The organism is Novosphingobium mangrovi (genome assembly GCF_022818885.1).
Taxonomy (GTDB): Bacteria; Pseudomonadota; Alphaproteobacteria; order Sphingomonadales; family Sphingomonadaceae; genus Novosphingobium; species Novosphingobium mangrovi.
Genome location: NZ_JALHAT010000010.1, coordinates 107246 through 131088, shown reverse-complemented (window position 1 = coordinate 131088; position 23843 = coordinate 107246). Strand labels below are relative to the sequence as shown.

Below are 23843 nucleotides of genomic sequence, written 5' to 3'. Positions count from 1 at the left end.
TTCGACGCGACACACGAATGTCGTCCGCCAAGGGATCTCCCCGCAGTGTGCGAGGCCCTCGTCCGCCCGGTTCATCCCGCCCGCGCGAAGAACGACGGCATCGGGCCGGTTTCCTGACTTCCCGGTTCACAGCGCGTCTTCGCCGCCTTCTCGGGAGATCCCTCCCAATGGCACCTGGCGATGCGCTCCCCGGTCACAGTTGCGGGAGCAGTGCCGGCCCAGATCGCCCTCTGGCGACCTTTCCGGACTTCCCGATTAAGCCCTCTCGGGCACCCGTTGCGCCCCCACGATTAGGCGAGCATGGCCTTTCCCGCAAGCATATTGCACTTGCGCAGCGGGCAACGGAGCTATAGTTCGCGGGCCCAAGCGACAGGTTCCCCGCAAGGGGATCAAAAGGGAACCGGGTGCAAGACCCGGGCTGCCCCTGCAACTGTAAGCGGCGAGCCATCCGGCCAATCTGCCATTGGGACATGTGTCCTGAGAAGGCGGCCGGAGCGCCCTGACCCGCGAGCCAGGAGACCTGCCTGACGCCGTCGTTCTTCATCCGGGCAGGGTGCACCGGGTGTTCGAGGGCCGCGCCGTCACTGGTCAAGGTCATCCCTCGCGTAGCGACAGCCACCGCCTTGCCGGATGCGATCCGGGCAGGGGGCGTCGGGTCGTGCGCTCTTCTCGCAAGCAGAAGACCTGCGATACGGCGGTTCCTTGCCACAACGGAGCGCAAGCGGCGGGCAAACCGTTGTTTGCATGAAGGGAATTGTCCCGCCCGTGTTGAAGCTTCCTTATCTGGCCGGCGTTTCGGCCCTCGTTGTTCCGCTTTCCGTCCTCGCGCCTTCCTTCGCCCATGCGGACGAAGCCCCTCCAGGCACGATCTATGTCAGCGCGCTTCGGACGCCGGTCGCGGCCGAACGGGTTTCCTCCAGTGTCACCGTGCTTGATGAAGAGGCTATCGCGCAGGCTCAGACCTTCTCTGTCACCGATATCCTGCTGCGTACGCCCGGTGTCTCGATCTCGCGCAACGGGGGCTACGGCACCAGCACGAGCCTGCGCATTCGCGGCGCCGACGATGGCACCACGGTCATGGTGATCGACGGCATGCGCCTGTCCGATCCCTCCTCGACGGCGGGCGGCGTCAACGTCTCCAACCTGTTCCTCGACGATGCCGAGCGCATCGAGATCCTGCGCGGGCCGCAGTCGATCCTATGGGGCAGCAACGCGATCGGCGGTGTCGTCAATGTGACCACGCGGCAGGCGTCCGAACCGCTCGAAGGCAGCTTTGCCGCCGAGGCAGGTTCGAACCAGACCGTCTCGGCCCGCGCTGGCGTGGGCGGCACGAGCGACCTTGTCGACTGGCGCGTGGCGGGCTCCACCTTCCGCACCGACGGCATCTCGGCCCGTTCGAGCGGGACCGAGGACGATGGCTACCGCCGTACCTCGGCGAGCGGTTCGGCTCGCTTCAAGCTGGCCCCGGATGTCTCGCTGGACCTGCGCGGCTATTGGTCGGATGCGCGTTCGGAGTTCGACGGGTCATCGGGCGATACCTATGCCTTCGGCACGACGCAGGAATGGTCGGGATATGCCGGGCTCAACTTCGGCCTGTTCGATGGGCGCCTCGTCAACCGGCTCGCGGTGACGCAGACGACCTCGGATCGTGAGAACTTCGATCCCGAGCGTGACATTCGCCAGATCACCTTCGACGCGCATGGCCGCCTGCGCCGCTTTGAATACCAGGGCACCTTCACGCTGAACGAGGCCGTACAGGTCCTTTTCGGCGCCGAGCGCGAAGAGCAGCGCATGACTACCGCGTCGCCGGGCAACAACCTCGTGGCCTATGAGCTGACGCGCCACGCGGTCGATACCGACAGCCTCTACGGCCAGCTGCGCGTGACACCGCTCGAGGGGCTCACGCTCGATGGCGGCGTGCGCTACGATCACCAGTCGCGCTTTGGCGGCAACACGGTGGCAAGCGCGGGCGCGGCCTACTCGCCCAACGATGGCGTAACCGTGGTGCGCGCGAACTATTCTGAAGGCTACAAGGCGCCTTCGCTGTACCAGATGTTCTCGGCCTACGGCGTCGCCGATCTCGAGCCCGAGCAGGCCAAGGGCTGGGAAGTCGGGATCGAGCAGGGGCTGGGCGAAATCCTGCGCGCCTCGGCCACCTGGTTCGAGCGGCGCACGACCAACCTCATCAACTTTGCCTATTGCCCGAGCGGCGCCGACCAGCCCGAAGTCTGCTACATTCCGGGCACCGACACCACGCGCTTTGGCTACTACGCCAATGTCGACAAGGCACAGGCCAAGGGACTGGAGCTGGCCGCGACGGCGCGCCTGGGCGTCTTCTTCGCCGATGGCAACTACACCTGGACGAATGCCGAGGACCGCACGCCCGAGGCTTCGACGTATGGCCGCCAGCTCGCCCGCGTGCCGCGCCATACCGCCAATGTCGAGGGAGGTGTAGACATCGCAGGACTTCGGGCCAGTGTGGCTGCGCGCTATTCGGGCAAGACCTTCACCAGCGCCAGCAGTTCGACCGTGCTCGACGATTACTGGCTGGTCGATCTGCGCGCGCAGATGGAGGTCACGCCTGGCCTTACCTTCCAGGCCCGCGTCGAGAATGTCGGCAATGAGCGCTACGAAACCGCGAGCGGCTACGGGATGCTGGGCCGCACGGTCTACGCCGGTATCCGGAGCCGTTTCTGATGCTGCGCGCGCTGGAGGGAGATGGGGCGGGAAAGACGCAGGTGGTGGTCTGCTCGACCTGCCGTCATACGTCCGAGGCGCGCGAGGACGGCGAGGGGCTGCGCGGCGGCGCGCGCCTCGCTGCGGCCTTGCGCGAGGTGAAGGCCGCCGAGGAGGGCTTCGCCGGGGTCGAGGTCCAGGACATGCCCTGCCTCTTTGCCTGCAAGCGTTTCTGCACCATCCACATCCGCGCGCCCGGCAAGGTCGGCTACGTGCTGGGCGACTTCTCGGCCGACGCCGAGGCCGCCCGCGCGATCCTGACCTATGCAGCGGCGCACGCCGAAAGCGAGGAGGGCGTCGTGCGTTACGCCCATTGGCCGGACGGCGTGAAGGGCCACTTCATCACCCGCACCCCGCCCGAAGGATACCTGTGCACATGAGCCTGTTCGAGAACCGCGACGTTTTTCTGGCCGCGCTCGCGGAGATGCCCGGGCCCGATGCCGGGGCTGTCGCAGCCGCGCGCGCCCGACAGGCCCAGCTGACCAAGCCCACAGGATCGCTGGGACGGCTGGAGGACATCGCAGTCTTCATGGCCGGATGGCAAGGAGCCGAGCGCCCTCGGCTCGACACGGTACAGGCGGTGGTCTTCGCCGGAAACCATGGTGTCGCGGCGCGCGGGGTCAGCGCCTTCCCGGTCGAGGTGACCGCGCAGATGGTTGCCAATTTCGCGGGCGGCGGGGCGGCGATCAACGCACTTGCGGGTGCGTGCGGGGCGGACCTTTCGATCGTCGCGCTCGATCTCGACCGTCCGACCGGCGACATTGCCTGCGAACCGGCCATGGACGAGGCGGACTGCCTGGCCGCGCTGAACGCGGGCGCAAATGCCTTGAAGGAGGAGGCCCAGCTTCTTTTCGTGGGCGAAATGGGCATCGCCAACACGACCCCTGCCGCCGCGCTTGCGGCGATGGCGTTCGATGGGGAGGCGGCCGACTGGTGCGGGCGCGGCACTGGCCTCGATGCAGCAGGTGTTGCGCGTAAGGTCGCCGCGGTCGAGGCCGCTCTGGCGCTCCATGCCGGGGCCTGCACCGATCCCTTCGAGACCCTGCGCCGCCTTGGCGGGCGTGAAATCGCCGCGATGGCAGGTGCCATGCTGGCCGCGCGCATGCAGCGTATTCCCGTGCTGCTCGACGGCTTCATTGCCTCGGCATCAATCGCGCCGCTGGCTGCGGCTTTTTCGGACTTTCCCGACCACTGCCTGGCCGCGCACCGTTCGGCTGAAGCGGCGCATGGGCGCTTGCTGGACCACCTCGGACTGGAGCCGCTGCTCGCGCTGGAGATGCGGCTGGGTGAGGGCTCGGGCGCGGCGGTGGCGGTGCCGCTGGTGCGCGCCGCGCTTGCCGCGCACGGTGAGATGGCGACCTTCGCCGAGGCCGAGGTGGCCGCCGGGAGCGCATGAACGTGCGGCGGATCCACCTTGTCCGGCACGTCCCTCCGGTGAGCCCGGGACTGCTGTGGGGGCATGGCGACGTGGCGCCCGCCGTGGTTGATTGCGCCGCGCTCCAACAGCGCGTGCAGGAGCTTGCGCCGACGCGGCTGGTGAGCTCGGACCTTGCGCGCGCAATGCTTCCGGCACAGCGAGTGGCCAAGAGGCTGGGGCTGGAACTGGAGACCTGCCCGGGCTGGCGGGAGCTCGATTTCGGAGCATGGGACGGCCTTGCGCCCGAGGCCATCGATGTTGAGGCCCTGACCGCCTTCTGGGAAGATCCCGAGGCAAACCCTCCTTCCGGCGGCGAGCGCTGGTCGCAGCTTTGCGCCCGCGTTCGGACGGGGCTGGCTGCTCTGGAGGACGGCGCGCTGGTGGTGACACATGCAGGCGCAATGCGCGCCGCGCTCTCGGTTCTGACCGGGCTCGACCATCACGGCGTCTGGGCCATCGATCTGCCCTACCGGGCGCGCCTGACCTTGCGGATCTGGCCGGGCAGCACGCTTGCCGGGCAGATCGTGGGGCTCGAAACCGGGGATGCGGGCCCATGAAGGCAGCGATCCTTGCGCTCCAGTTGATGACGCGCCTGCCGCTGCCGGACGTGGGAGCCACCAGCGATGACATGGCCCGCGCGATCCGCTGGTTTCCGATTGCGGGCCTCGTGGTCGGCGCCTGCCTTGCAGGGGCGGTCTGGGCAGGGGGGCTCCATAGCGGAGCCCTTGCGGCCTTGAGCGGGCTCCTCGTCTGGGTCGGCATTACCGGCGCGCTCCATCTCGATGGTCTGGGGGACATTGCCGATGCGTCGGGTGCGGCCCATGGGGACCGTGAGCGCCTGTCCGCCGTCCTTGCCGACCCGCATATCGGCAGCTTCGGCGTGGTCGCCATCGTCCTGCAACTGCTGGCCAAGCTGGTCCTCCTTTTCCTCGCGTGCAGCATGGTGCCCCTCCCGGCGCTGGTGCTCGTGCCCGTGGCGGCGCGCATCGCACCGCTCGCCTGGACGTTGCTGCTGCCCCCGCTCCATTCCGGGATGGGCACGCGCTTTGGCAGCGGTGCGAGCTGGCAGGTGTGCCTTGCCTGGTGCGCCTTGCTCGCGGTGTGTGCGTCGGTATTCGCGCCAGCTCTCCTGGCCGCACTTCCGGCGAGCGCGCTCTGGGCGCTCTGGCTCAAGCGCTGTATCGGCGGGATTTCGGGCGATGGGCACGGTGCAGGGATCGAGCTCGTCGAGACGGCGACGCTGGCCGCACTGGTGGTGCTGGCATGAGCGCCTTCGTGGCCCACGGCGGACGCCTCTCGGCGGCCTGCGCGCGCTACGGTGGGGCGCCCGAAGACTGGCTCGACCTTTCCACCGGCATCAACCCTGTGCCCTGGCCGGGGGCGCAGACTTATGTGCCTGACTGGCGAGCCTTGCCCGACCCGGCCGCGCTCGCCCGGCTAGAGGCGGTGGCCGCGTCCCACTTCGGAGCCGATCCGGCATTGTGCGCGGCGGTGCCGGGAAGCGAAGCGGGCCTTCGCGCTCTGGGAGAGGTACTGCGGGAATTTCCGCTTGCGCCGGGCCCCCTCACGTACAGCACCTATACCAAGGCGTTCGGCTCCGCTGATAACGGTGCGCCGGGCCCGACCGTGCGTGTCCTCACCAATCCCAACAACCCCGACGGTACCTTGCAGACGCGCACCGAGGTGCTGGCGGCGCTGGATCGTCAGGAGGCGGACGGCGGCTGGCTGGTCGTCGATGAAGCCTTCGCCGACCCGCATAGGGACGTGAGTGTTGCGGGTGAGGTGCGCGAAGGGCGCCGTTTGATCGTGACCCGCTCGTTCGGCAAGTTCTTCGGGCTGGCGGGGCTGCGCCTTGGTTTCGTGCTTGGGCCGCTGGCCATCCTCGACGCCCTCCGCCGCCTGCACGGAGACTGGCCGCTGTCGAGTGCAGCCATTGATCTGGGCCTTACCGCCTACGCGGATACCGACTGGATCGGGCAGGCGCGTCAGAGCTTACAGCGCCGTGCGCAAGCGCTTGATATGTTGCTCGCGCGTCACGGCCTCGCGGCGCAGGGAGCTTCGCCACTGTTTCGCTTGGTGCGCACCAACAGAGCCGCTTCGCTCTTCGAAACACTCGCCAGAGCGCATATCCTGACCCGGCCTTTCGAGGGGTATCCCCAGCTCCTGCGCTTCGGGCTGCCGGGACATGATAGCGCACTGGCCCGGCTGGAGGCGGCTCTCACGCGCTGGTCCTGTGATGGTTGAGGGCCTGGCTGTCCTCGGCGCGCTGGTGCTCGATGCCGCGCTCGGCTGGCCCGATGGGCTCTACCGCCGGATCGGTCATCCGGTCGGGGCCTTCGCGCGGTTAATCGGCGGCCTGGAGCGTCGCTGGAACCGGCCAAACTTTTCGTTCTCCGCGCGGCGCCTGCGGGGCGTTGCTGCGATGATCGTGCTCCCGGTGATGGTGGGAGGGGCGGCCTGGGGTGTGGAAACCGTCGCAGGCCGCCTTGCTGGCTCCTGGAGTTGGTTCGTGGTCGCACTCGCGGCCTGGCCCGCGCTTGCCCAGCGCAGCCTGTACGAACATGTCGTGCCCGTGCGCCGCGCCTTGGCTGCGAGCGACCTTCCCGCCGCTCGCATGGCCGTGGGGCGCATCGTCGGGCGCGATACCCGGGACCTGGACGCGCCGGGCGTAGCCCGCGCAGGTATCGAAAGCCTCGCGGAAAGTTTCTGCGACGGGGTGATTGCGCCGCTGTTCTGGTTCGTCCTCGCGGGCCTTCCTGGCCTGTGGGTCTACAAGGCGATCAACACCGCCGACAGCCTGATCGGCCACCCTGAAGAGCCCTTGCGCGCCTACGGTTGGGCGGCGGCGCGGATTGATGATCTCGCCAATTTCCTGCCTGCGCGCCTTAGCGGCGTTCTCATCTGCCTTGCAGGCGGCGGAGGCTGGCGCATCCTGTGGCGCGACCATGCCCACCATGCCTCGCCCAATGCGGGCTGGAGCGAGGCGGCGATGGCCGGCGCGCTGGGCCTGAGGCTCGCAGGTCCCTTGCATTACGACGGCATCCGCACCGAGAAGCCCTGGATCGGGGACGAGGGGGGCATCGCCAATGCACCGGCGATGCGCAGGGCCGAGACCATCTATCTGCGCGCCTGCCTGCTGGCCTGGCTGGTCTGCGCGCTTGCTACAGGAGGCCGCGCATGGCTGGGGTGATGTTGCAGGGGACCGGCTCGGATGTCGGCAAGTCGGTGCTGGTCGCAGGGCTGTGCCGGGCGCTGTCGAACAGGGGTCTGTCGGTCCTCCCGTTCAAGCCGCAGAACATGTCGAACAACGCCGCGGTTACCGTCGATGGGGGGGAGATCGGCCGGGCGCAGGCGCTTCAGGCGCTGGGAGCCCGCGCGCCGCTCCTCACCGACATGAACCCGGTGCTGCTGAAGCCCCAGGCCGACCGCACTTCGCAACTGATCGTGCATGGCGAGGTGCGCGGCACGCTGGGATCGGGCAATTTTCGGGAAGGACGCCGCAATCTTCTGAGTGAAGTGCTGACCAGTTGGAAGCGTCTCTCCGAGCGCTGCGACGTGGTGCTGGTCGAGGGCGCGGGCTCACCCGCCGAGATCAACCTGCGCAGCGGGGACATTGCCAACATGGGCTTTGCCCGCGCGGCGCATGTGCCCGTCGTGCTGGTGGGCGATATCGACCGGGGCGGGGTGATCGCCTCGCTGGTGGGAACCCGCGCCGTACTGGAGGCCGAGGACGCGGCGATGATCCGGGGCTTCATCGTCAACAAGTTCCGGGGCGATCCGGCGCTCTTTGCCGATGGCTACACGGCCATCGCGGAGCGCACGGGCTGGCGCGGCTTTGGCCTCGTTCCCTGGCTCTCCGCCGTCGCCGACTTGCCGAGCGAAGACGCGGTGATACTGGAGAAACGTCAGGACCGCTCCGAAGGCAAGACGCTCATCGCCTGTCCGATGCTGCCACGCATTGCCAACTTCGATGATCTTGATCCGCTGCGCGCCGAAGAGGATGTCGAGTTGGCGATGATCCCGCCCGGCACGCCGATCCCGCCCGAGGCGGCCCTGATCGTCCTGCCCGGCTCCAAGGCGACGCGCGCCGACATGGATTTCGTACGCCAGCAGGGCTGGGACATCGATATCCTGGCCCACCATCGGCGCGGCGGGCGCGTACTGGGGATCTGCGCAGGGTTCCAGATGCTGGGGCGGACCATCGCCGATCCTGACGGGATTGAAGGTCCGCCGGGCGAGACGCCGGGGCTCGGGCTCCTGGACCATTCGACCGTGCTCGGTCCGCGCAAGGCCCTGCGGCAGGTGCGCGGAACGGCGTTGGGCGAAGGCTTTCGCGGCTACGAGATGCACATGGGCGAAACGCACGGGGCCTCGCTGGCCCATCCTTTCGCCATACTGGACGTCGATCGCCCGGACGGGGCGCTGTCGGGCGACGGGCGTGTCATGGGGACCTACTGCCATGGCCTGCTCGCTGCCGGGCCGTTGCGCCGCGCCCTGCTCGAGCGGATTGGCGTTACAAGTTCGGGGGCGGATCACGACGCGCGTGTCGACGTTGCGCTCGACGCCTTGGCGCAAGGGCTGGAGGCGCACCTCGATATCGACGCGCTTATTGCGCTTGCCCGCGAGAAGACGGCATGACGAGCCTGCTGGTTCTAGGTGGCGCGCGCTCGGGTAAGTCTCGCCACGCGCAGGCGCGGATCGATGCCGTGCCCGGACGCCTCGCCTTCATCGCCACCGCGCAGGCCTTCGATGCCGAGATGGACGAGCGCATCGCCCGCCATCAGGCCGACCGCGACGCGCGCTGGACGACTATCGAGGCGCCGCTGGATCTGGCCGAAGCGTTGGGGCGCGCAGGCCTGGAGGCCGAGGCGGTGCTGGTCGATTGCCTCACCTTGTGGCTTTCCAACCTGATCCTGGCCGACGAGGATGTCGCTGCGCGCACCGAAGAATTGCTGGCCGCGCTGGCAATCTGCCCGGTGCCGATTGCCTTCGTCGCCAACGAAGTCGGCATGGGCATCGTACCGGATAACGCGCTCTCGCGCCGCTTTCGTGACGAGGCGGGACGGCTCAACCAGCGCCTCGCGGAGGAGGTCGACGAGGTCGTCTTCGTGGCGGCGGGACTGCCCCTTGCGCTCAAGGGCGAGGGCAAGTTTGCAGGGGGCTGATCTCGCTGTTTGACGCTGCCCTTCGTCATGGGTACCCAGCCTCCCATGATTGCGCTCCTGTCCCCTGCCAAGACGCTCGACTTCGAGCGTGAACTCCCGCCGCTCGACCTCACCACCCCGCACTTCGCCGAGGAGGCGATGGGGCTGGCGAAATCGGCCTCGAACCTCAGCCAGAAGAAGCTGTCCGAGCTGATGCACATCTCGCCCAAGCTGGCGAAGCTCAACGCGGATCGTTTCCGCGATTTTCCCGAGCTTCCCGAGCGCCAGGCGCTGTTCGCCTTCGCGGGCGACGTCTATGCAGGCTTCGACGCCTTCTCGCTGCACGAGGAGGGCATTGCCTTCGCGCAGAACCACATCCGCCTTCTTTCTGGTCTCTATGGCCTGCTGCGTCCGCTTGATGCGATGCGCCCCTATCGCCTTGAAATGGGCACGCGCTGGGCGCCGCGAAAGAAGGCCCTGACCGACTGGTGGGACGACCGTATCGCCGCCTTCCTGCGCGCCGAAGTTGCCGAGGAGGGTTCGGGCGCGATCCTCAATCTGGCGAGCCAGGAATACTTCGCCTCGGTCAAGGGACGCCTCGAAGGCTTGCGCGTCGTGGATGTCGATTTCCGCGAACCGGGTCCCAACGGTCCCCGCTTCATCAGCTTCAACGCCAAGCGCGCGCGCGGCATGATGGCGCGCTGGATGTGCGAGCACCACATCACCGAGATCGAGGACATGAAGGGCTTTGATGCCGAAGGCTATCGCTTCGTGCCCGAACAGAGCGAAGAGAACCGCTGGATGTTCTCGCGCGCATGAGTTCGAGCGCGGTCGTCATCGGCGCCTCGGGCGGGATTGGTGCGGCCTTCGAGGCGGCGCTGATCGAGGAAGGAGCCTTCGAGGTCGTCCACGGGTTCGCCCGTTCGCGCAGGGGTGACGCGCATATCGACCTTACCGATGAGGCGAGCATCGAGGCGGCCGCGGCGCACGTGGCCAAGGGCTCGCCGCCATCGCTGGTGATCGTGGCGACAGGGCTCCTCCACGAAGGGGACAAGGGACCGGAAAAGGCGCTGCGCGATCTTGATCCCGAGTGGCTGGCGAAGACCTATGCCGTCAACGCGATCGGTCCGGTGCTGGTCGCCAAGCACTTCCTGCCGCTCATCCCCAAGGGCCACCGCGCGGTTTTTGCCGCGCTTTCGGCACGGGTCGCTTCGATCAGTGACAATGGTCTGGGCGGCTGGCACGGGTACCGTGCGTCCAAGGCCGCGCTCAACATGATGGTGCGCAATCTTGCCATCGAGGAGGCGCGGCGCAAGTCGCGTACGGTCGTTGTCGCGCTGCATCCGGGCACGGTCGATACGCCGCTCTCCAAGCCCTTTCAGGGTAATGTGCCCGAAGGGCGCCTGTTCGATCCCGAACGCGCCGCGCTGCAGCTCCTCGACGTGATCGAGGACCTGAAGGTGCCCGACAGCGGCAAGCTGTTCGATTACGAGGGTCGCGAGATCGCGTTCTAGGACAGCGCCGGAGCGGTCTCGAGCGCCGCGACGAGCGCGGCGTGCAGGGCCTCGGCTCGGTCACCTTCGTCATGCCTTTCACGGCCCTCCAGGGCGCACGCGGCAAAGCCGGTCACCTGCGCAACGGCGAAGCTGATGCCGTATAGGTTACGCCGGGGCGCAACGCCCGGAATCGCGCGCGGATAGCCCGAGGCGCATAGCGCGCCGGGGACGTGGGCGGGCACATAGTAGCGTTCCCGCGGACAGTCCCAGTCGAGCGTAACCCCGAGCACGCCAGGCAGGCTTCCGGGCAGACATGCAGTTCCGTCCACATCGTGCGCGGCGATTACCGCGATCCCCTTTGCAGCGGCCTCTGCAACCGCCTCGGCGAAGACCGCGGTGTGGGCCGTGTTGGTCGTGCCAAGGCTGAGGTTGATGACATCGACGTCCTGCGCCGTGGCCCAGCGGATTGCGGCAAGAAGCGCGCGGGCGTTGGTGGCGAGGCTGTCGGCAAAGACACGCACGGGGATACAGGTCGCGCCGGGGGCCTTCTCGAGGATCGCGGCCGTGACCGCCGTACCATGGCCAAGCCGGTCGAGCGTTTCGTCCGGTCCTTCGTGGCACTGGCCTTCGCGGTCGATCCGAACGCCTGGCGCGATGCGGGCGGCATCGATGTGGTCGTGCGCCGGGTGGACGCCGCTGTCGATCACCGCAATGCGCACGCCCTTCCCATCACGTCCGGGAAAGAGCGGGGGCAGGGGCCTATCGGGACCCATCAGGCGTCGACCAGCGGCGCGAGGGTGTCGGGCGTGCGGACGTACGCACGCCCCTCCTCGATGGTGATGATGCGGTCGGCGACCTCGGCAAGCGCGGGGCGGTGGGTGATGGCGATGATCGTTGCCTCGGGGAGGAACTCGCGCAAGGTCTGCGCGATGTGGCGCTCTGTCTCGGGATCAAGCGCGGAAGTGGGTTCATCGAGGATCAGGACCTCGGGGCGGCGCAGCAGCACGCGGGCCAGCGCAATGCGCTGACGCTCGCCGGCGGACAGGGCAAGGCCGCGCTCGCCCGCAGGCGTCGCCAAGCCCTGTGGCAGGCGCTCGAGCAGGGGATCGAGGCCAGCCTGGTGCGCGGCGGCGCGGATCGCCTCTTCGCTGGCTTCGGGGCGCGCGAAGGCGATGTTGGCGCCGATGGTGTCGTTGAAGAGATAGGGCGTCTGGTCCAGCAGGATCACCTTCTCGCGCAGGGACCCCAGCGTAAAGGCAGACAGCGGCGCCTGATCGAACAGGATGCGCCCCGCGTCCGGATCGAGGTAGCGTACGAGAAGATCGGCAAGCGTCGACTTGCCCACGCCGCTCGGCCCCAGCACCGCGCAGAAGCTGCCACGGGGGATCTCCAGCGTGAAGCCCTTGAGGACTGCGCGGCCGTCATGGGCAAGGACGACATCCTCGAAACGGATCGCCTCGGCAAGGCCGGGGAAGGCGCGGGCGTCGGCACTTTCGTGGACTTCGGCCTGCGTGTCGAAAAGCTCGAATATGCGCGCGAGCGAGACACGCGCGGAACTGAGCCCGGAGACGAGGCCCATCAGCACCTGGATGGGGGAAAACAGGCGCGACTGGTAGGCCATGAAGGCGACCAGCGTGCCGATCGACATGGTCCCCTCGATGATCTGGTAGCCGCCGTAGAGTATCACCCCGGAGGTGGTGACGGCGAGCAGCGTGCCGGGCACGGCTCCGGCCATGAACGAGGCGACCTGCATGCGCAGCATGGCCTCGACAAAGGCGGAATTGCGGGTGCGAAAGCGCTCGGTCTCATGCGCGGCGGCGTTGAGCGAGGAGACGACGCGCATGCCCATGATCGTGTCGACGAGCAGACTGCCGAGGTCCGCGCCGCGCTCGCGCATGGTGCGAGTGAGGCGGTCGAGCTTCCGCTGGAAAACTACGAAGAGACCGACACACGCGGGCAGCAGGACAATGGCGAGCAGGAACAGCTTCCAGTCGAGCCACAACATGATCGCCACCCCGCCTGCCAGCATCAGGAGGTTGCTGAGGACCGAGAGCATGGTGTCGGCGGTGACGCGCTGGATGTCGCTGACATCGCTGTTGATGCGCGACATGAGGTCGCCCAGCCGAAAGCGGCTGTAGAAGCGCGGCGAAAGCGTCTGGAGATGGCGCAGGAGCGCGACGCGGATATCGAAGAGCATGTCCGCCGAGGTCGAGATGTAGCGGTAGCTCGCCAGGATATTGAGCGCGTAGTTGCCGATGGTGACACCGATCATGGCGAGCCCGATGGCAACGAGCGCCCCCATGTCGCGCGGCAGCAGCGCGTTGTCGATCAGCATCTTGGAGAGATAGGGCTGGGCAAGGCCAAGTGCGGTCGAGACCAGGCTGACGAGGAGAACCAGCGTCAGGCGTCCGATATAGGGGCGCAGGTAGGGCAGGAGGCGCGCGTAGCTGCCCCAATCGGCAATCCGGTCCGGCTCGCGCGCAGGTCCGGGCGGGCCGATCGGGCGCTGGGGCATGGGGGCAGCTTTGAGGGACGGGCGGCTCATTGTGGGTTCCCGAGCGCTGTCAGGGTCAATCCGTCGAGACGGTAGCGCGGTTCGGGGAAAGTCGCCAGCTGCGCGCTGCACCAGTCGAAGCCCTCGCGCGTGGCGTCCAGTTGTGCGCGCCACCAGGGGCTGTCCGCGCCGGTTGCGTAGAATTGCCCGCATTGGCGCAAGTGGCGCCGCATGCCGGCCAGTAGCATCGAATGGTAGTGGTCAAGATAGGGGCGCACGGCCTCTTGGCTACCGTCCGTATCCGCAATGGCGTGGAGCGTGGCGGCGGCAAGGCTCGCCTCGCGCGCGGCCTGCGCGGTGCCATCACCGCACAGCGGATCGAAGGCGAGCGCGTCCGTCCCGCAGGCGAGCCAGTCGGGCCCGGAAAGGCGGGTCAACATGCGCGGGGCCGTCTCGAAGCGGGCGGAAGGCGCCGCTTCGCCGCGTTCCATGCGCGGGGCGATGTGGCGGCTGAGCGCGAGCAACTCGGGGATCTCGGCGCCGACGCCCAGCAGCCAGGCGGCCCTGTGGCCCGAGGGGATCATGAAGAGCCAGCCCTGTGCCACAGCTTCCACCCAGCAGGCCTCTTCGTCGTCGGCATGGAGGAGGGCAACGGCCTCGGCGCTGGCTGGACGCGCGCCGAAGTGACGTGTCTCCTCAGGTGGGAAGGGAGCTTCGGTGTGGATGCCAAAAACACGGGGAAGTAAGGCCCCGCCGGGCCGGGAAGTGCGCTCGTGCTCCATCGCCGCATGCAGGTCGCCGCCCGAAAGAACAACGGCATCGTGAGGCAGGACGGTCGGCTCGGAGCCGCCCCAGACGACGATGCGGCGCCGGATGTGACGGGCATTCGCCAGAAGGTCGGGGGCTTCCAGGCAGTCGCGCAGGAGCTTGACCGCAACCGCGCCCAGCAGGATCGCGGGCGTAGAGGAAGGGCGCGCAGGCGGATGCATGGCTGCAAGTCCCGCCTGGCGCAGAAGCCCTGCGCAGCAGTGCGCCGCCACGCCTCCCCCGCGGATCAAGATTGGAGCGATCTTCGAGGAAGGCGCCGTCTCCGCGTGCAGAGACGTGTCGCGGCGACCCGCGGCATAGCGGCGCAGAGTTTGGTTCACGGCAGGTGCAGCAGGCCCGCCATGGTGATGTCGTTGCGCACCTCCCAGTCGGCCTCGAGCTTGAGCGTGGCGGCATCGTAGACGGCGATGTCGTAGCCCGCGCCGTAGATGTAGAGCTTCTTGCCGTCGGCCGACATGGCGAAATAGAAGCGGCGACGGCATTCGAATTCGGCCTTGCCGACCGCGGTGTTGGTTTCGAGGTCGAAGTGCCAGAACTCGCAGCGCTGGTCGCCCAGGTCATCCATGACCGCGACGGTGTAGCCGTCCTTGCCATCGGGCGTGACCTGGAGGCCTTCGAGGCGATCGGGCGCGGGTCCGATGGGATCGAAGGTGAAGCTTCGCTGCGTCAGGTCGAAGCGGGCGATGCCGAAGACCTTGTTGTGGATGTAGGGATCCTCGCCGTTGAAGAGCGAGACATAGGTGCCCGGATCCTGGCGCGAATTGAGCGTGCCGCCAAAGCTCACGTCCTGGAGCGCGGAAGACTGGGGCTTGGCAAGGTCGATGCGCTCCAGCACCGAGAAGTCCTTGGTGTCGAGCACGCGGACCTTGTCGCCAAAGACGTAAAGCGTCTTGCCGTCGGGAGAGATCGCCATGCTGGCCGCCCAGCCCGGACCGTTGTCTTCCTCGGCGAAATCGACTGCGCGCACGACCTCGCCGCTCTTCAGGTCGATGGTGTAGTACTGGAACTTGCTGACCCGGAAGAGGTCCACTTCCTTGTCGAAGCGCTGGCCAATGGCGTAGAAATAGCGCCCTGTGGGATCGGGCACACCGCCCTTGAAGCGGTAGCGCGTGCTCGGCGTGTTGAGCTCGAAGTGGTTGAGGACCTTGCGGGTCTTCGTGTCGATCACCTCGATCCCTGTACGGGTGAGGGTGGTGACATAGAGCTTCGAGCGATCCTGCGAGAGCTGCAGGTTGTCGGGAAGGCCCGTCTCCAGCGTGACGAGGTCGGTGACCTTGCCGCTGGTGTCGTCGATGAACTGCACCTGGTCGGGATAGCCGCCGATGACGATGGTGTCGGCAGCGGCGGGCTGGGCGAAGGCCAGGGCGGCACCAAGGGCGGCGCTGGCGCTGCCGGCAAAGGCATGACGAAGCGATTTCATGAAGGCTGCCTCTTTCTCGAGGGGCGTGGGCGCGTGGCGGTCCAGGCGAACGGGGCGGACCGAACACGGCCCGCACGGCTCCCCTTCACACAGATCGGGCGAAGGGGAGGGGCGCGCATCACGGGAAGACCAGGTCGAGATTGCGCCAGTCCTTCGCCGCCGAGGCGCAGTTGCTGGCCCAGTCGGGCGAATAGTTGACGTGGTCGGGCACCTGCACGGGCCAGAAACAGCTGACGTAGCAGTCGTAGATGTCGCGCTCGACCGGCTGGCACAGGCCTGCCGTGCCGCCGCCTGCATCGACTTCCCAGCCCGGCGAGAAGGCCAGCGTGCAGCCCATCGGTACGTGGGGCTGCTGGGTCTTCTGCTGGAGCGCGACGACGTCGTCCTCGCCCAGCGGGTCGGACGTGGCATCCATCGTGGTTTCGGGGGCAGGAGAGGCCAGATCGTCGATCCTCTGGGCCTTCCGATTGATCGGCTTCAGGTGCTTCATGCGTTGGCCTTCCGCGTTGCGAAACGTTCGAGAAATCCGGGGTTTTGCGCTGCGACCGCGCCGTAGACACGCAGGCACGTGTCGGTCCATTCGCGGATCCAGTCGCAGTAGTGCAGATTGGCGTGGCCGGTGTCGCCGTAGCGTACGAAGGCCTCGTGATGGCAGCCGCCCGCGCACAGGGGCCGTGCCCAGCAGCTCTGGCATTCGTACTTGGCGCTGACGTGCCCGCGCGAGAGGAAGTCCTCGCGCTTGTCCGCATCGATGCCGCTTTCGATGTTGCCCAACGTGTGGGTGTCGGCGTCGGTGAAGCGGTGGCAGGGCGACAGATCGCCCGAGGGGCTGACACCCAGCAGGCCAAGTCCCGCGCCGCACGGGTGCGACTTGTTCACGCCCTGCATCAGTTCGGCGATGGTCTCCGAGACGTTGGAGAAGCCGTGCATGCGGTTCTCCAGCGCGTAGTCCAGCCATTCGTCGGCCAGCGCGTGGAAGTCCACCAGAACCTTGCTCATGCCATCGCCGTTGATCGCGTAATCCTGCTCGCCCGAATTGGTGACGGGGGCAAAGCCGACTTCGTGAAAGCCCAGCTCGTCCTTGAGGTGGCGGTAGATGCGAAGGACATCGGTGACGCCTTCGCTCAGCGTCACGCGCGCGGTGATGGCGCGGGTGCGGTGGCGGGCGATGAGCTTCTTCAGGCGCGGCTCGATGACCTCGTAGGAGCCCTTGCCACTGCGGTAGATGCGGCGATGGTCCTGGAGGTCCGCGGGGCCATCAATGCTGACCGTAACGCCCACGTCGTTGTCGGCGAGGAACTCGATGATCGGGTCCGAAAGCAGCGTCGCGTTGGTGGTGAGGCTGTAGGTGATCGCGCGCCCTTGCGCGGCGGCGGCGTCATTGGCGTAGAGGACGACTTCGCGCAGCAGCTTGAAGTTCATCAGCGTCTCGCCGCCGAAGAAGGTGACGTGGACCGTCTCCCGGCTGCCCGACTGGGACAGCAGGAAGTCGATCGAGGATTTTGCCGTCTCCAGCGTCATGAACTTGGGCTTGCCCTGGGGCGTCGCGATCTTGTCCGCGCCGAACTCGTAGCAATAGGTGCAGGCGAGGTTGCACTGGTTGGTGATGTTGAGCACCAGCGCTTGGAGCGGGAAGTCGGCCGGAGGGGCGCTCGGCTGCGGATCGAGCGCGGGCGCGATCCGGTCCGAGACGATGCCGCGCACGAACAGCAGTTCGCGGATCAGCTCTTCGGCGTCGGCATGCGCATAGCCATGGGAAACGAGCGCGGAGACGATCTCGCCGTGCGCCATCTCGCCTTCTCGCAGTTCGTCGAGCACCGCGCGGGCGCCGTCGTCGAGAGCGAAGATCGCGCCGGCGCCGACAAGGTAGACATAAGGCTGGTCTGCCGCTTCGAACTCGTGCAGCTCGCCCAGGCGATAGCGCGCGGTGCGAAAGTCGGCGGCAGGGGTGGTCATCGTGTTCATTCGGACACCTCCGGCTGGTCCCAGCGCTTGTAGGTGGGAACGGTGGTGACGAGGTAGGAACGGCCGACCAGCGGCTTGCCGTCCTTGCCTGCGAAGTTCTTCGCGGTCGCAACGACCCAGACCTCGCCATAGTTGTTGCGCCCGAAGCGGCGTTCGGGATTGGGGCCTTCGACATTGGGCGTGAAGAGACCCGAGGCCGCGTCGAGCGAGCCCACGAACTTCGTGTCGTTGTCGTAGGTCGTGGTGATGAACTCGCCCAGCGACCAGGTCGCCTCGATCGGCATGATCGCGAAGTCGTCCTTCGTGCCTTCCTTGCCGTCGGGACCATTGGAATAGCCCCAGGCGGCGAACTGCTCGAAGCCCTTGGCGTACTTGATGCCGCCCAGGTGGGCGAGGGCTGTGTCGGGGGTGACCTTCACGTAGTCGACTCGGGCATAGACCGGCAGGGCCTTTTGCAGCACCGCGCTGCCGACCGTGACGTCGCGCGGGCCGGGTACCGCATTTGCGGCGATGTCGAGCGTGACGACCGCTTCGCCCGGCGTGACCGAGACGAGCTTCGCCACCTTGGTCCCGCTGCCGAAGTCGATGTCGCCGGCCGCGAGATCGGCGGGAAGGTTCGCGCCATAGATGTGGACTTCGGCACCCTTGGTGCCGGTCTTGAGCGCGTCGAGCGAGATCGCGGCCAGTACCGGCGCTCCGCTCTCACGGCGCAGCGTCACGTCATAGCCAAACTCGTGGTATTCGCCCCAGTACCAGCGGCCCATGGCCATGGTCTGGTCAGGTGCGAACCACAGCGTCTCGCGCAGCTTGCTGTCGAGGTCGTCCGGGGCGGCCGAAGGCGCGGCGCCGAGTGACGAGCCGCGCCACGAGAAACCGCCGTAGATCAGCGATGCCCCCTTGCGGGTGTGGACCGAACCGTCCTTGAGCGAGCGCAGCACGGTCGAGGTGATGTACTCGTCCGATCCGGGTTCGCGCGGGGCAATGGTCATTTCGCCCACAAAACGGCCGTGGCCGCGCATTTCGGCCGAGACGAGCCACTTTCCGCCCAGCTTCGGAGCGCGAATGCGTGGGCGCCAGGCGGACCATTCGGGCGTGTGCAACGGGGCGTTCTCGGAAAGCCACTTGAGCGCGGCAATCGCCTGCTTCTCGGGCTTCGCGCCGTCGCTGTCGCCCGCGCCGCCGTTCTCGTCGTAGCCGCCGCCGACCGGCGTCTCGTAGATGAATTCCGCGGTCGAGTAGAGCGCACGGTGCATGTTTTCCAGCAGGCCCCATTCGCGCTTGGAGCGGCGCGAGGACATCGGCTGGGCAAAGGCGTGGCAGCTCGCGCAGGTCTGGCGCAGCGTGTCGTTGGGGATGATGGTCTCGTCCTGGATGCGCTTTTCGGCGAGGTACATCACCGGCTTTGCCTCTTCGGGCGCAAGGCCATGGTAGGTCGAGAGGTACTTCACCACTTCGCGCGCTTCGCCCGGCTCGATCTCGAGGCCGTTCAGCTTGACCATGCGCTTGATGGTCTGCGCCCAGCCCTCGGGCGTCGCGCGGATCCAGGAGATTCGCGAGAGATTGCCGTCCGCGTCGGGCGCGTGGCAGGTGCCGCACTTCTGCATGGTAAGGCTGTCGGTGACCGGAATGCCGGCTTCGGTCTCATCCCAGCCGGCCGGGTCGCTGGTGAAATCGTCCTCACCCCCGGCCTGCGCGACGACCACGCTGGTCGAAAGGGCGCCTGCGGCCAGCAGCGCGGCGACGGGCAGGCGGTGCCAGCTGCGGGTGGATGGGCCCGTGGCGGCAAGTACGCTGCCCGCTTCAACATCGGATGTGACTTGGGGCGTGCGCGCAAGGGCGTCGCCGCGATTCTTTCGCGAAAGGCGCATTATTTGAAAATACCCCCCTGATTACACGCGCAATTCGGTGATTCCGCGCTTGGGCAGTAGAAAACTGGACAATCATCAAGAGTTGGTCAAGGCGCTTTTTCGTGTCGCCGCATTTTTGTGTCGGAGTGGCGCTGGAAACGGGCGTCGTTGCCTTCGCAAAGGGCTGCAGAAGCGACAGATCTTGCGCAATGCCCGCTGCCTCCAAGCCATCACGCAGATGCAGCATCGGTGGGCTCAGGCGGCCTGGCGTTCCTCGTAATAGAGCTCCGCCGGGAGGACTTGCGGGACGGGACGGCGCTGCCAGGCGATGAAGGCGCCGCAGGCCAGGACCGTCGCGAGCGCGGCAGCCTCGAGCGGGCCGTTGCGGCTGTCGCCCATCGCGGCCAGCGATCCCAGCGCGGGGCCCGCGATCATGCCAAGGGTTTGCATCGAGGAGACGAAGCGCAGCGCGCGGGAGGAGGTGCATGAAGCTGCGGCAAGCCCGGAGCAGCGAATGACGCTGGCCGTCGCGCCGATGTTGAAGAGGACGATGGATGCAATGAACAGCTCCGATTGGCCCGCGCGCGCGCCTAGCATGGGGGCCAGCAGCGCCGCCCCGCACAGGAGCGCGGTCAGCGTCGGAGGGACCAGGATCCGCTCGCGAAGAACGGCGAGGGCGGTCACGGCACCGGCGAGCGAACCCAGGCTGACCGCGGTGCCAAGCGTGTCGTTGCCCAGTCCGGCGCCGAGCGCAAGCGCGCCGGTCAGCGACCATACGATCATGTTGGCGCAGACGAAGGCGAAGATGGCGCCTGCAATCAGCAGCGTACGGGGCGTGATCGCGCGGGCGGTGGCGTGCGTGTTCAGCGCCTCACGGCGGGGGGCGACGTCCCATTCGGAGCGCTGGCCCAGCGCATCGCGGCAGGTGGCAAGGATAAGCAGAATGGCGAAGGGGGCGAGGGCGAGCAGTTCGAGAGCCGCGGACGCGCCGCGCTGATCGGCCAGACTGGGCAGGCCGGCGGCCACCACCATCGACAGCAGCAGTTGGACAAGCAGGGCGGCAGCAAAGGCGCCGGTCGGGCGGTGGCGCGCGGCGTGGGCCATGGCTTGCGTGTAGATGAGGCCCATCGCCGCTCCGTGGGCGGCGCGCAGGGCCAGGAGCGCTGGGAAGTCGGCAATCGCGCCGGTTGCCAGGGCGGCCGCCATGGCGGCCAGCGCGGCGGCGGCAAAACTCCATGAGGGCAGGCGTGCGCCCGCAAAGAGGCTCAGCAGGGAGCCGAGGGCGAGCCCGGCCTGGGCGGCGGCCACGACCCAGCCGTGAAGGTCGGGCGAGAGAGCATGGGCCTCGCTCAGCAGGGCGAGGAAGACCGGGTCGATGCCCGGTTGCAGGATCGCGAGCGCGGCGACGCCGATGGCCGGTGCAATGATGCGAAATCCGGAACCGAAAACCTGCACGAGCCCTCCCTGATGTGCACGAGTGCTTGCACGCCCCCACGTGCACGTCCCATCAGGTCATCGCTCTCCCGGCCCGGCGAATTCGCGAAGTCCTCTTCGTCAGAAATCGATCGCCTTGGTCATCTCGGCAATGTCACCGGGTTTCAGGGTCTTTGCAAGATGAATAAAGGTCTCGACACTGAGCGCCATTATCTGGGGCATCTTGGCACGCCAGGGCTTCTCGTAGCCCAGGAACGGCGTGGTGCCTTCCATCGAGGCGCTGATGAAGAGCGCGAGGGTGTGCACATCTTCGTCCTCGAGCGCGGGGTTGAGCACGCGGATCTGCTCGCCGATCTGGACGTGGACGTCGCTGTAGAAGGCCTCGATGCGCTCGGCGATGAACGCGCTCTGGTTGGCGAGGGACCACAGTTCGGTGAAGAGGCGGGTGGTGCGCTTGGAGCAAATGTCCTCCAGGCACATCAGGATCACGCGGCGCAGGCGCTCCTCGGCCGAGATGTCGGCAAGGCGCACATCGTCGTCGAGCTTGGTCTGGTAGCTCTCCATCATGTCGTCGAGCATGACCTTCACCAGCAATTCCTTGCGGGGGAAGTGGTAGCTGACGTTGCCGACCTTGAGACCGCACTCGGCGCCGATCCGGCGGATCGAGAAGGCGGTTGCGCCCTCGTCGATGATCACACGCAGCGCGGCCTTGATGATGGTGTCGACCGTGTCCGCACCGCGCGCGTAGACGCCGGGGCGCTGGTGCTCGGTACCTGTGTCCTTGGGATTCTCGTTGGTTGCCGCTTTGCGGGGCATGGCGATTCTCCCTTGCCGTGTTGCCCGTCGATCCTCTTCCCTCGGTCCGCGTGTACCCGAGAAGGTGAAACGGGGCCGGAGGGGCGCCCTAGGCCCCTTTGCTGCGCACGTAAATACAGTGTCTTGCCCGTCCCGCGGGTGAGAGCGCTCTCAGTGTGCGGGTGGCTCGGGGTAGATCGCCTCGATCGGGCCGAGCGCCTCTTGAAGGGGGGCGAGCCAGGGGGCGTAGTGGGTCCAGGCATCGAGGCCTGTGGTGAAGATGGGTTGGCGCACCTGCTCGGAACTGGCCGTACGCACCGCGCGCGCGTTGGTGTGGAAGTGAAGGCAGGCCTCCTCGAAGGGTAGATCGAGATAGGCGAGCAGGCGGCGTATCTCGGCTTCGGTGGAGTGCACCATGTCCTCGTAGATCACGCGGTGAACGGCGCCCGGCGCGGCCGCATCGTAGGCAGCCATCAGCCCCACGTAATCCCGGTAGTAACGCGCGATCTCGGCGAGGTCGTAGGTGAAGGTCTGCCCGCGCGCGAAGTGCTGTTTCCAGCCCGAGAAGCAGCACGACATCGGGTGACGGCGCGCATCCACGATCTTCGCGTTCGGCAGGATCGTGCGGATAAGGCCTACGTGCTGCCAGTTGTTGGGCATCTTGTCGATGAACAGCGGCGCATCGCTCTTGCGGTGGACGCGCGTGCCTTCGAGATATTCCTCGCCCAGGCGCACCCGGTCGCGCGGCGTCAGGCTTGCGATCATGGTCTTGAAATCGGGAAACTCACCCTCGTCGACGCGCGCCTGCAGGCGGCTCGCGATGATCATCATGTCGGGCAGTTCGAGCGTGCCTTCGACCTGGCTGTGGCTGGAGAGGATCTGCTCGACCAGCGTCGAGCCTGAGCGTGGCAGTCCCACCACGAAGATCGGGTCCGGCGCCGGGCACCCGCCATCGCCCAGCGTGGCGAGGAAAGGGGCGGTAAAAGTCTGCGCCGTGGCGGCCACTTCGGCGGAAAAGCCTTGCGCATCGTGGGGCACGCGGGCGCGCCGCAGGCGGTTGCCTTCCTCGTAATGGCGAAACGAGGCGGCGTAGTCCTTCGCATCTTCCAGCGCCTTGCCAAGTGCGAAGTGCAGGTGGAAGCGGTCTTCGGCCTGCTCGTCGCCGTCCTCGGGCAAGGTCGCAAGAGCGGCCTCCATCGCGGCGATGTCCTCGGCCCCGAGCCGTGCGGTCTTGAGGTTGGCGAGGCTCCACCAGGCCTCCCCCATCGAGGGCTGGCGGGCGACAGCCTCGCGGTAGGCGGCGATCGCCTCGGCCTGTTCGCCCAGGGTCTTGAGGACATGGCCCAGGTTCTGCCAGAGCTGGGGCTGGTCGGCCTTGAGATCGAGCAGCGCGCGGTAAAGCTCGCAGGCGCGTTCGTGTTCGCCAAGGCGCACCAGCACAGAGGCGAGGAGCAGGCGGTGCGCCGGGTTCTCAAGCGGCGATTCGACCAGGATCTCGGCTTCGCGGCGCGCGTCGTCCAGGCGGTTGGTCTGGAGTAGCAGGCGGATGCGGAAATCGCGGGCAAGGTCGAAGCCCGGCGCGCGTTCGAGCGCGCGGCCGGAGTAGTCGAGCGCCTCGCTCATGTTGCCCTTGCGCCAGTGCATTTCGCCCAGCAAGCGCAGCGAGGGGGCATCCTCGCCGCCCCGCGCCGCGCGGGCTTCGAGCAGGGCAATGCACTCGTCCAGCCGTCCCTCGTTCATGGCAAGCGCGGCGTCGACCAGTTCGGGATCGCCCGCGGAGGCGTGGACGCCCGAGATGTCTGCGCGCCAGGCCTCCTCAGCGCGTCCGGCCTTGCGCAGTTCGCTGGCGAGGAGGAACCAGCCGTGGCTGATGCCGGGCTGCAGTGCGGTCAGGCGTTCGAGCGCGGAGATGGCCGTCGCGCTGGCTTTCCCGGCAATCGCGGTCTGGGCCAGTTCCCAGAGCACGGCAGGCACCTTGGTGTCACGGCGGGCGAGCGTTTCGAGCCGGGACAGCGCCTCTGGCGTGCGGCCAAGCTGGCGCAGCGCCTGGCAGGCAAGCAGTTCGGCAGGGCCTAGGCCGGGCGCGGTCTGCAGCAGGTTCTCGGCGTCGGCCAGAGCCCGGGCGGGCGCGCTGCTGATAAGCGCGGCGATGCGGGGCAGGGCGCGTGCGGGCGAAACGGGACGGGCGGCCTCAGTCGTCGATCCGGTCATGGTCTGGAGGTCTATGTCCTTTCTGCGAGAGGCAGGCCCGATTGCCAAAGGCGTCG

21 protein-coding genes and 2 riboswitches are annotated in these 23843 nt (G+C 67.4%); of the genes, 11 read left to right on the top strand and 10 right to left on the bottom strand.

Features of this window, described 5'->3' with window-relative positions:
* Positions 1–86: 86 nt before the first annotated feature.
* A riboswitch (cobalamin riboswitch) is annotated at positions 87–292 on the bottom strand.
* Positions 293–354: 62 nt separating this feature from the next.
* A riboswitch (cobalamin riboswitch) is annotated at positions 355–542 on the top strand.
* Between the two features lie 223 nt (positions 543–765).
* The 11 genes from MTR65_RS08355 to MTR65_RS08305 are packed head-to-tail and all read left to right on the top strand — an operon-like array spanning position 766 to position 10811.
* On the top strand, positions 766–2697 hold the full coding sequence (locus MTR65_RS08355; protein WP_243799067.1) for a TonB-dependent receptor plug domain-containing protein: 1932 nt from the start codon (positions 766–768) through the stop codon (positions 2695–2697).
* Positions 2697–3116 carry a DUF1636 domain-containing protein gene (locus tag MTR65_RS08350; protein ID WP_243799064.1) on the top strand — a complete coding sequence of 140 codons (420 nt, stop codon included), beginning with the start codon at positions 2697–2699 and terminating at the stop codon, positions 3114–3116. Before MTR65_RS08355 ends, MTR65_RS08350 begins: the two co-directional genes overlap by 1 nt.
* Positions 3113–4132: a nicotinate-nucleotide--dimethylbenzimidazole phosphoribosyltransferase gene (gene cobT, locus MTR65_RS08345; protein ID WP_243799062.1), complete on the top strand. Its 1020-nt coding sequence runs from the start codon at positions 3113–3115 to the stop codon at positions 4130–4132. Before MTR65_RS08350 ends, cobT begins: the two co-directional genes overlap by 4 nt.
* Entirely contained in the window at positions 4129–4710 is a 582-nt protein-coding gene (locus MTR65_RS08340) for a histidine phosphatase family protein (protein ID WP_243799060.1), read from the top strand. The genes cobT and MTR65_RS08340 overlap by 4 nt, the downstream gene beginning before the upstream one ends.
* The gene (locus MTR65_RS08335; protein WP_243799058.1) at positions 4707–5420 is read left to right on the top strand and encodes an adenosylcobinamide-GDP ribazoletransferase; all 714 of its coding nucleotides are present in this window, start codon (positions 4707–4709) and stop codon (positions 5418–5420) included. The genes MTR65_RS08340 and MTR65_RS08335 overlap by 4 nt, the downstream gene beginning before the upstream one ends.
* Positions 5417–6397 (top strand): aminotransferase class I/II-fold pyridoxal phosphate-dependent enzyme, encoded by a 981-nt coding sequence (locus MTR65_RS08330; RefSeq protein ID WP_243799055.1) that lies wholly within the window; start codon positions 5417–5419, stop codon positions 6395–6397. Before MTR65_RS08335 ends, MTR65_RS08330 begins: the two co-directional genes overlap by 4 nt.
* Entirely contained in the window at positions 6390–7343 is a 954-nt protein-coding gene (gene cbiB, locus MTR65_RS08325) for an adenosylcobinamide-phosphate synthase CbiB (protein WP_243799053.1), read from the top strand. The genes MTR65_RS08330 and cbiB overlap by 8 nt, the downstream gene beginning before the upstream one ends.
* Entirely contained in the window at positions 7331–8791 is a 1461-nt protein-coding gene (locus MTR65_RS08320) for a cobyric acid synthase (protein WP_243799051.1), read from the top strand. The genes cbiB and MTR65_RS08320 overlap by 13 nt, the downstream gene beginning before the upstream one ends.
* Positions 8788–9318, top strand: coding sequence for a bifunctional adenosylcobinamide kinase/adenosylcobinamide-phosphate guanylyltransferase (gene cobU / locus MTR65_RS08315; RefSeq protein WP_243799049.1), 531 nt, complete (start codon positions 8788–8790; stop codon positions 9316–9318). The genes MTR65_RS08320 and cobU overlap by 4 nt, the downstream gene beginning before the upstream one ends.
* Positions 9319–9363: 45 nt before the next feature.
* Complete coding sequence (gene yaaA / locus MTR65_RS08310) at positions 9364–10116, top strand: peroxide stress protein YaaA (protein WP_226637497.1); 753 nt, start codon at positions 9364–9366, stop codon at positions 10114–10116.
* Positions 10113–10811 carry an SDR family NAD(P)-dependent oxidoreductase gene (locus MTR65_RS08305; protein WP_243799046.1) on the top strand — a complete coding sequence of 233 codons (699 nt, stop codon included), beginning with the start codon at positions 10113–10115 and terminating at the stop codon, positions 10809–10811. The genes yaaA and MTR65_RS08305 overlap by 4 nt, the downstream gene beginning before the upstream one ends.
* Here the strand turns inward: MTR65_RS08305 and qhpE are convergent.
* The 10 genes from qhpE to MTR65_RS08255 form a co-directional block, all read right to left on the bottom strand.
* Positions 10808–11566, bottom strand: a complete 759-nt coding sequence (qhpE, locus tag MTR65_RS08300; RefSeq protein ID WP_243799043.1) for a subtilisin-like serine protease QhpE — start codon at positions 11564–11566, stop codon at positions 10808–10810. The genes MTR65_RS08305 and qhpE overlap by 4 nt on opposite strands.
* Positions 11566–13338, bottom strand: a complete 1773-nt coding sequence (locus MTR65_RS08295; RefSeq protein WP_327194326.1) for an ABC transporter ATP-binding protein — start codon at positions 13336–13338, stop codon at positions 11566–11568. Before MTR65_RS08295 ends, qhpE begins: the two co-directional genes overlap by 1 nt.
* On the bottom strand, positions 13335–14345 hold the full coding sequence (locus MTR65_RS08290) for a hypothetical protein (protein ID WP_243799041.1): 1011 nt from the start codon (positions 14343–14345) through the stop codon (positions 13335–13337). Before MTR65_RS08290 ends, MTR65_RS08295 begins: the two co-directional genes overlap by 4 nt.
* A gap of 86 nt (positions 14346–14431) precedes the next feature.
* Positions 14432–15535, bottom strand: coding sequence for a YncE family protein (locus MTR65_RS08285; RefSeq protein WP_243799038.1), 1104 nt, complete (start codon positions 15533–15535; stop codon positions 14432–14434).
* A gap of 118 nt (positions 15536–15653) precedes the next feature.
* The gene (qhpC, locus tag MTR65_RS08280; protein ID WP_243799036.1) at positions 15654–16025 is read right to left on the bottom strand and encodes a quinohemoprotein amine dehydrogenase subunit gamma; all 372 of its coding nucleotides are present in this window, start codon (positions 16023–16025) and stop codon (positions 15654–15656) included.
* Entirely contained in the window at positions 16022–17500 is a 1479-nt protein-coding gene (gene peaB, locus MTR65_RS08275; RefSeq protein WP_243799034.1) for a quinohemoprotein amine dehydrogenase maturation protein, read from the bottom strand. Before peaB ends, qhpC begins: the two co-directional genes overlap by 4 nt.
* Positions 17497–19368, bottom strand: a complete 1872-nt coding sequence (gene peaA / locus MTR65_RS08270) for a quinohemoprotein amine dehydrogenase subunit alpha (RefSeq protein ID WP_243799031.1) — start codon at positions 19366–19368, stop codon at positions 17497–17499. The genes peaB and peaA overlap by 4 nt, the downstream gene beginning before the upstream one ends.
* 234 nt (positions 19369–19602) lie before the next feature.
* Positions 19603–20802, bottom strand: coding sequence for an MFS transporter (locus MTR65_RS08265; protein ID WP_243799029.1), 1200 nt, complete (start codon positions 20800–20802; stop codon positions 19603–19605).
* Positions 20803–20901: 99 nt separating this feature from the next.
* On the bottom strand, positions 20902–21597 hold the full coding sequence (locus tag MTR65_RS08260; protein WP_243799027.1) for a TetR/AcrR family transcriptional regulator: 696 nt from the start codon (positions 21595–21597) through the stop codon (positions 20902–20904).
* Positions 21598–21747: 150 nt separating this feature from the next.
* Positions 21748–23787, bottom strand: a complete 2040-nt coding sequence (locus MTR65_RS08255) for a tetratricopeptide repeat-containing sulfotransferase family protein (RefSeq protein WP_243799025.1) — start codon at positions 23785–23787, stop codon at positions 21748–21750.
* Positions 23788–23843: the final 56 nt, after the last annotated feature.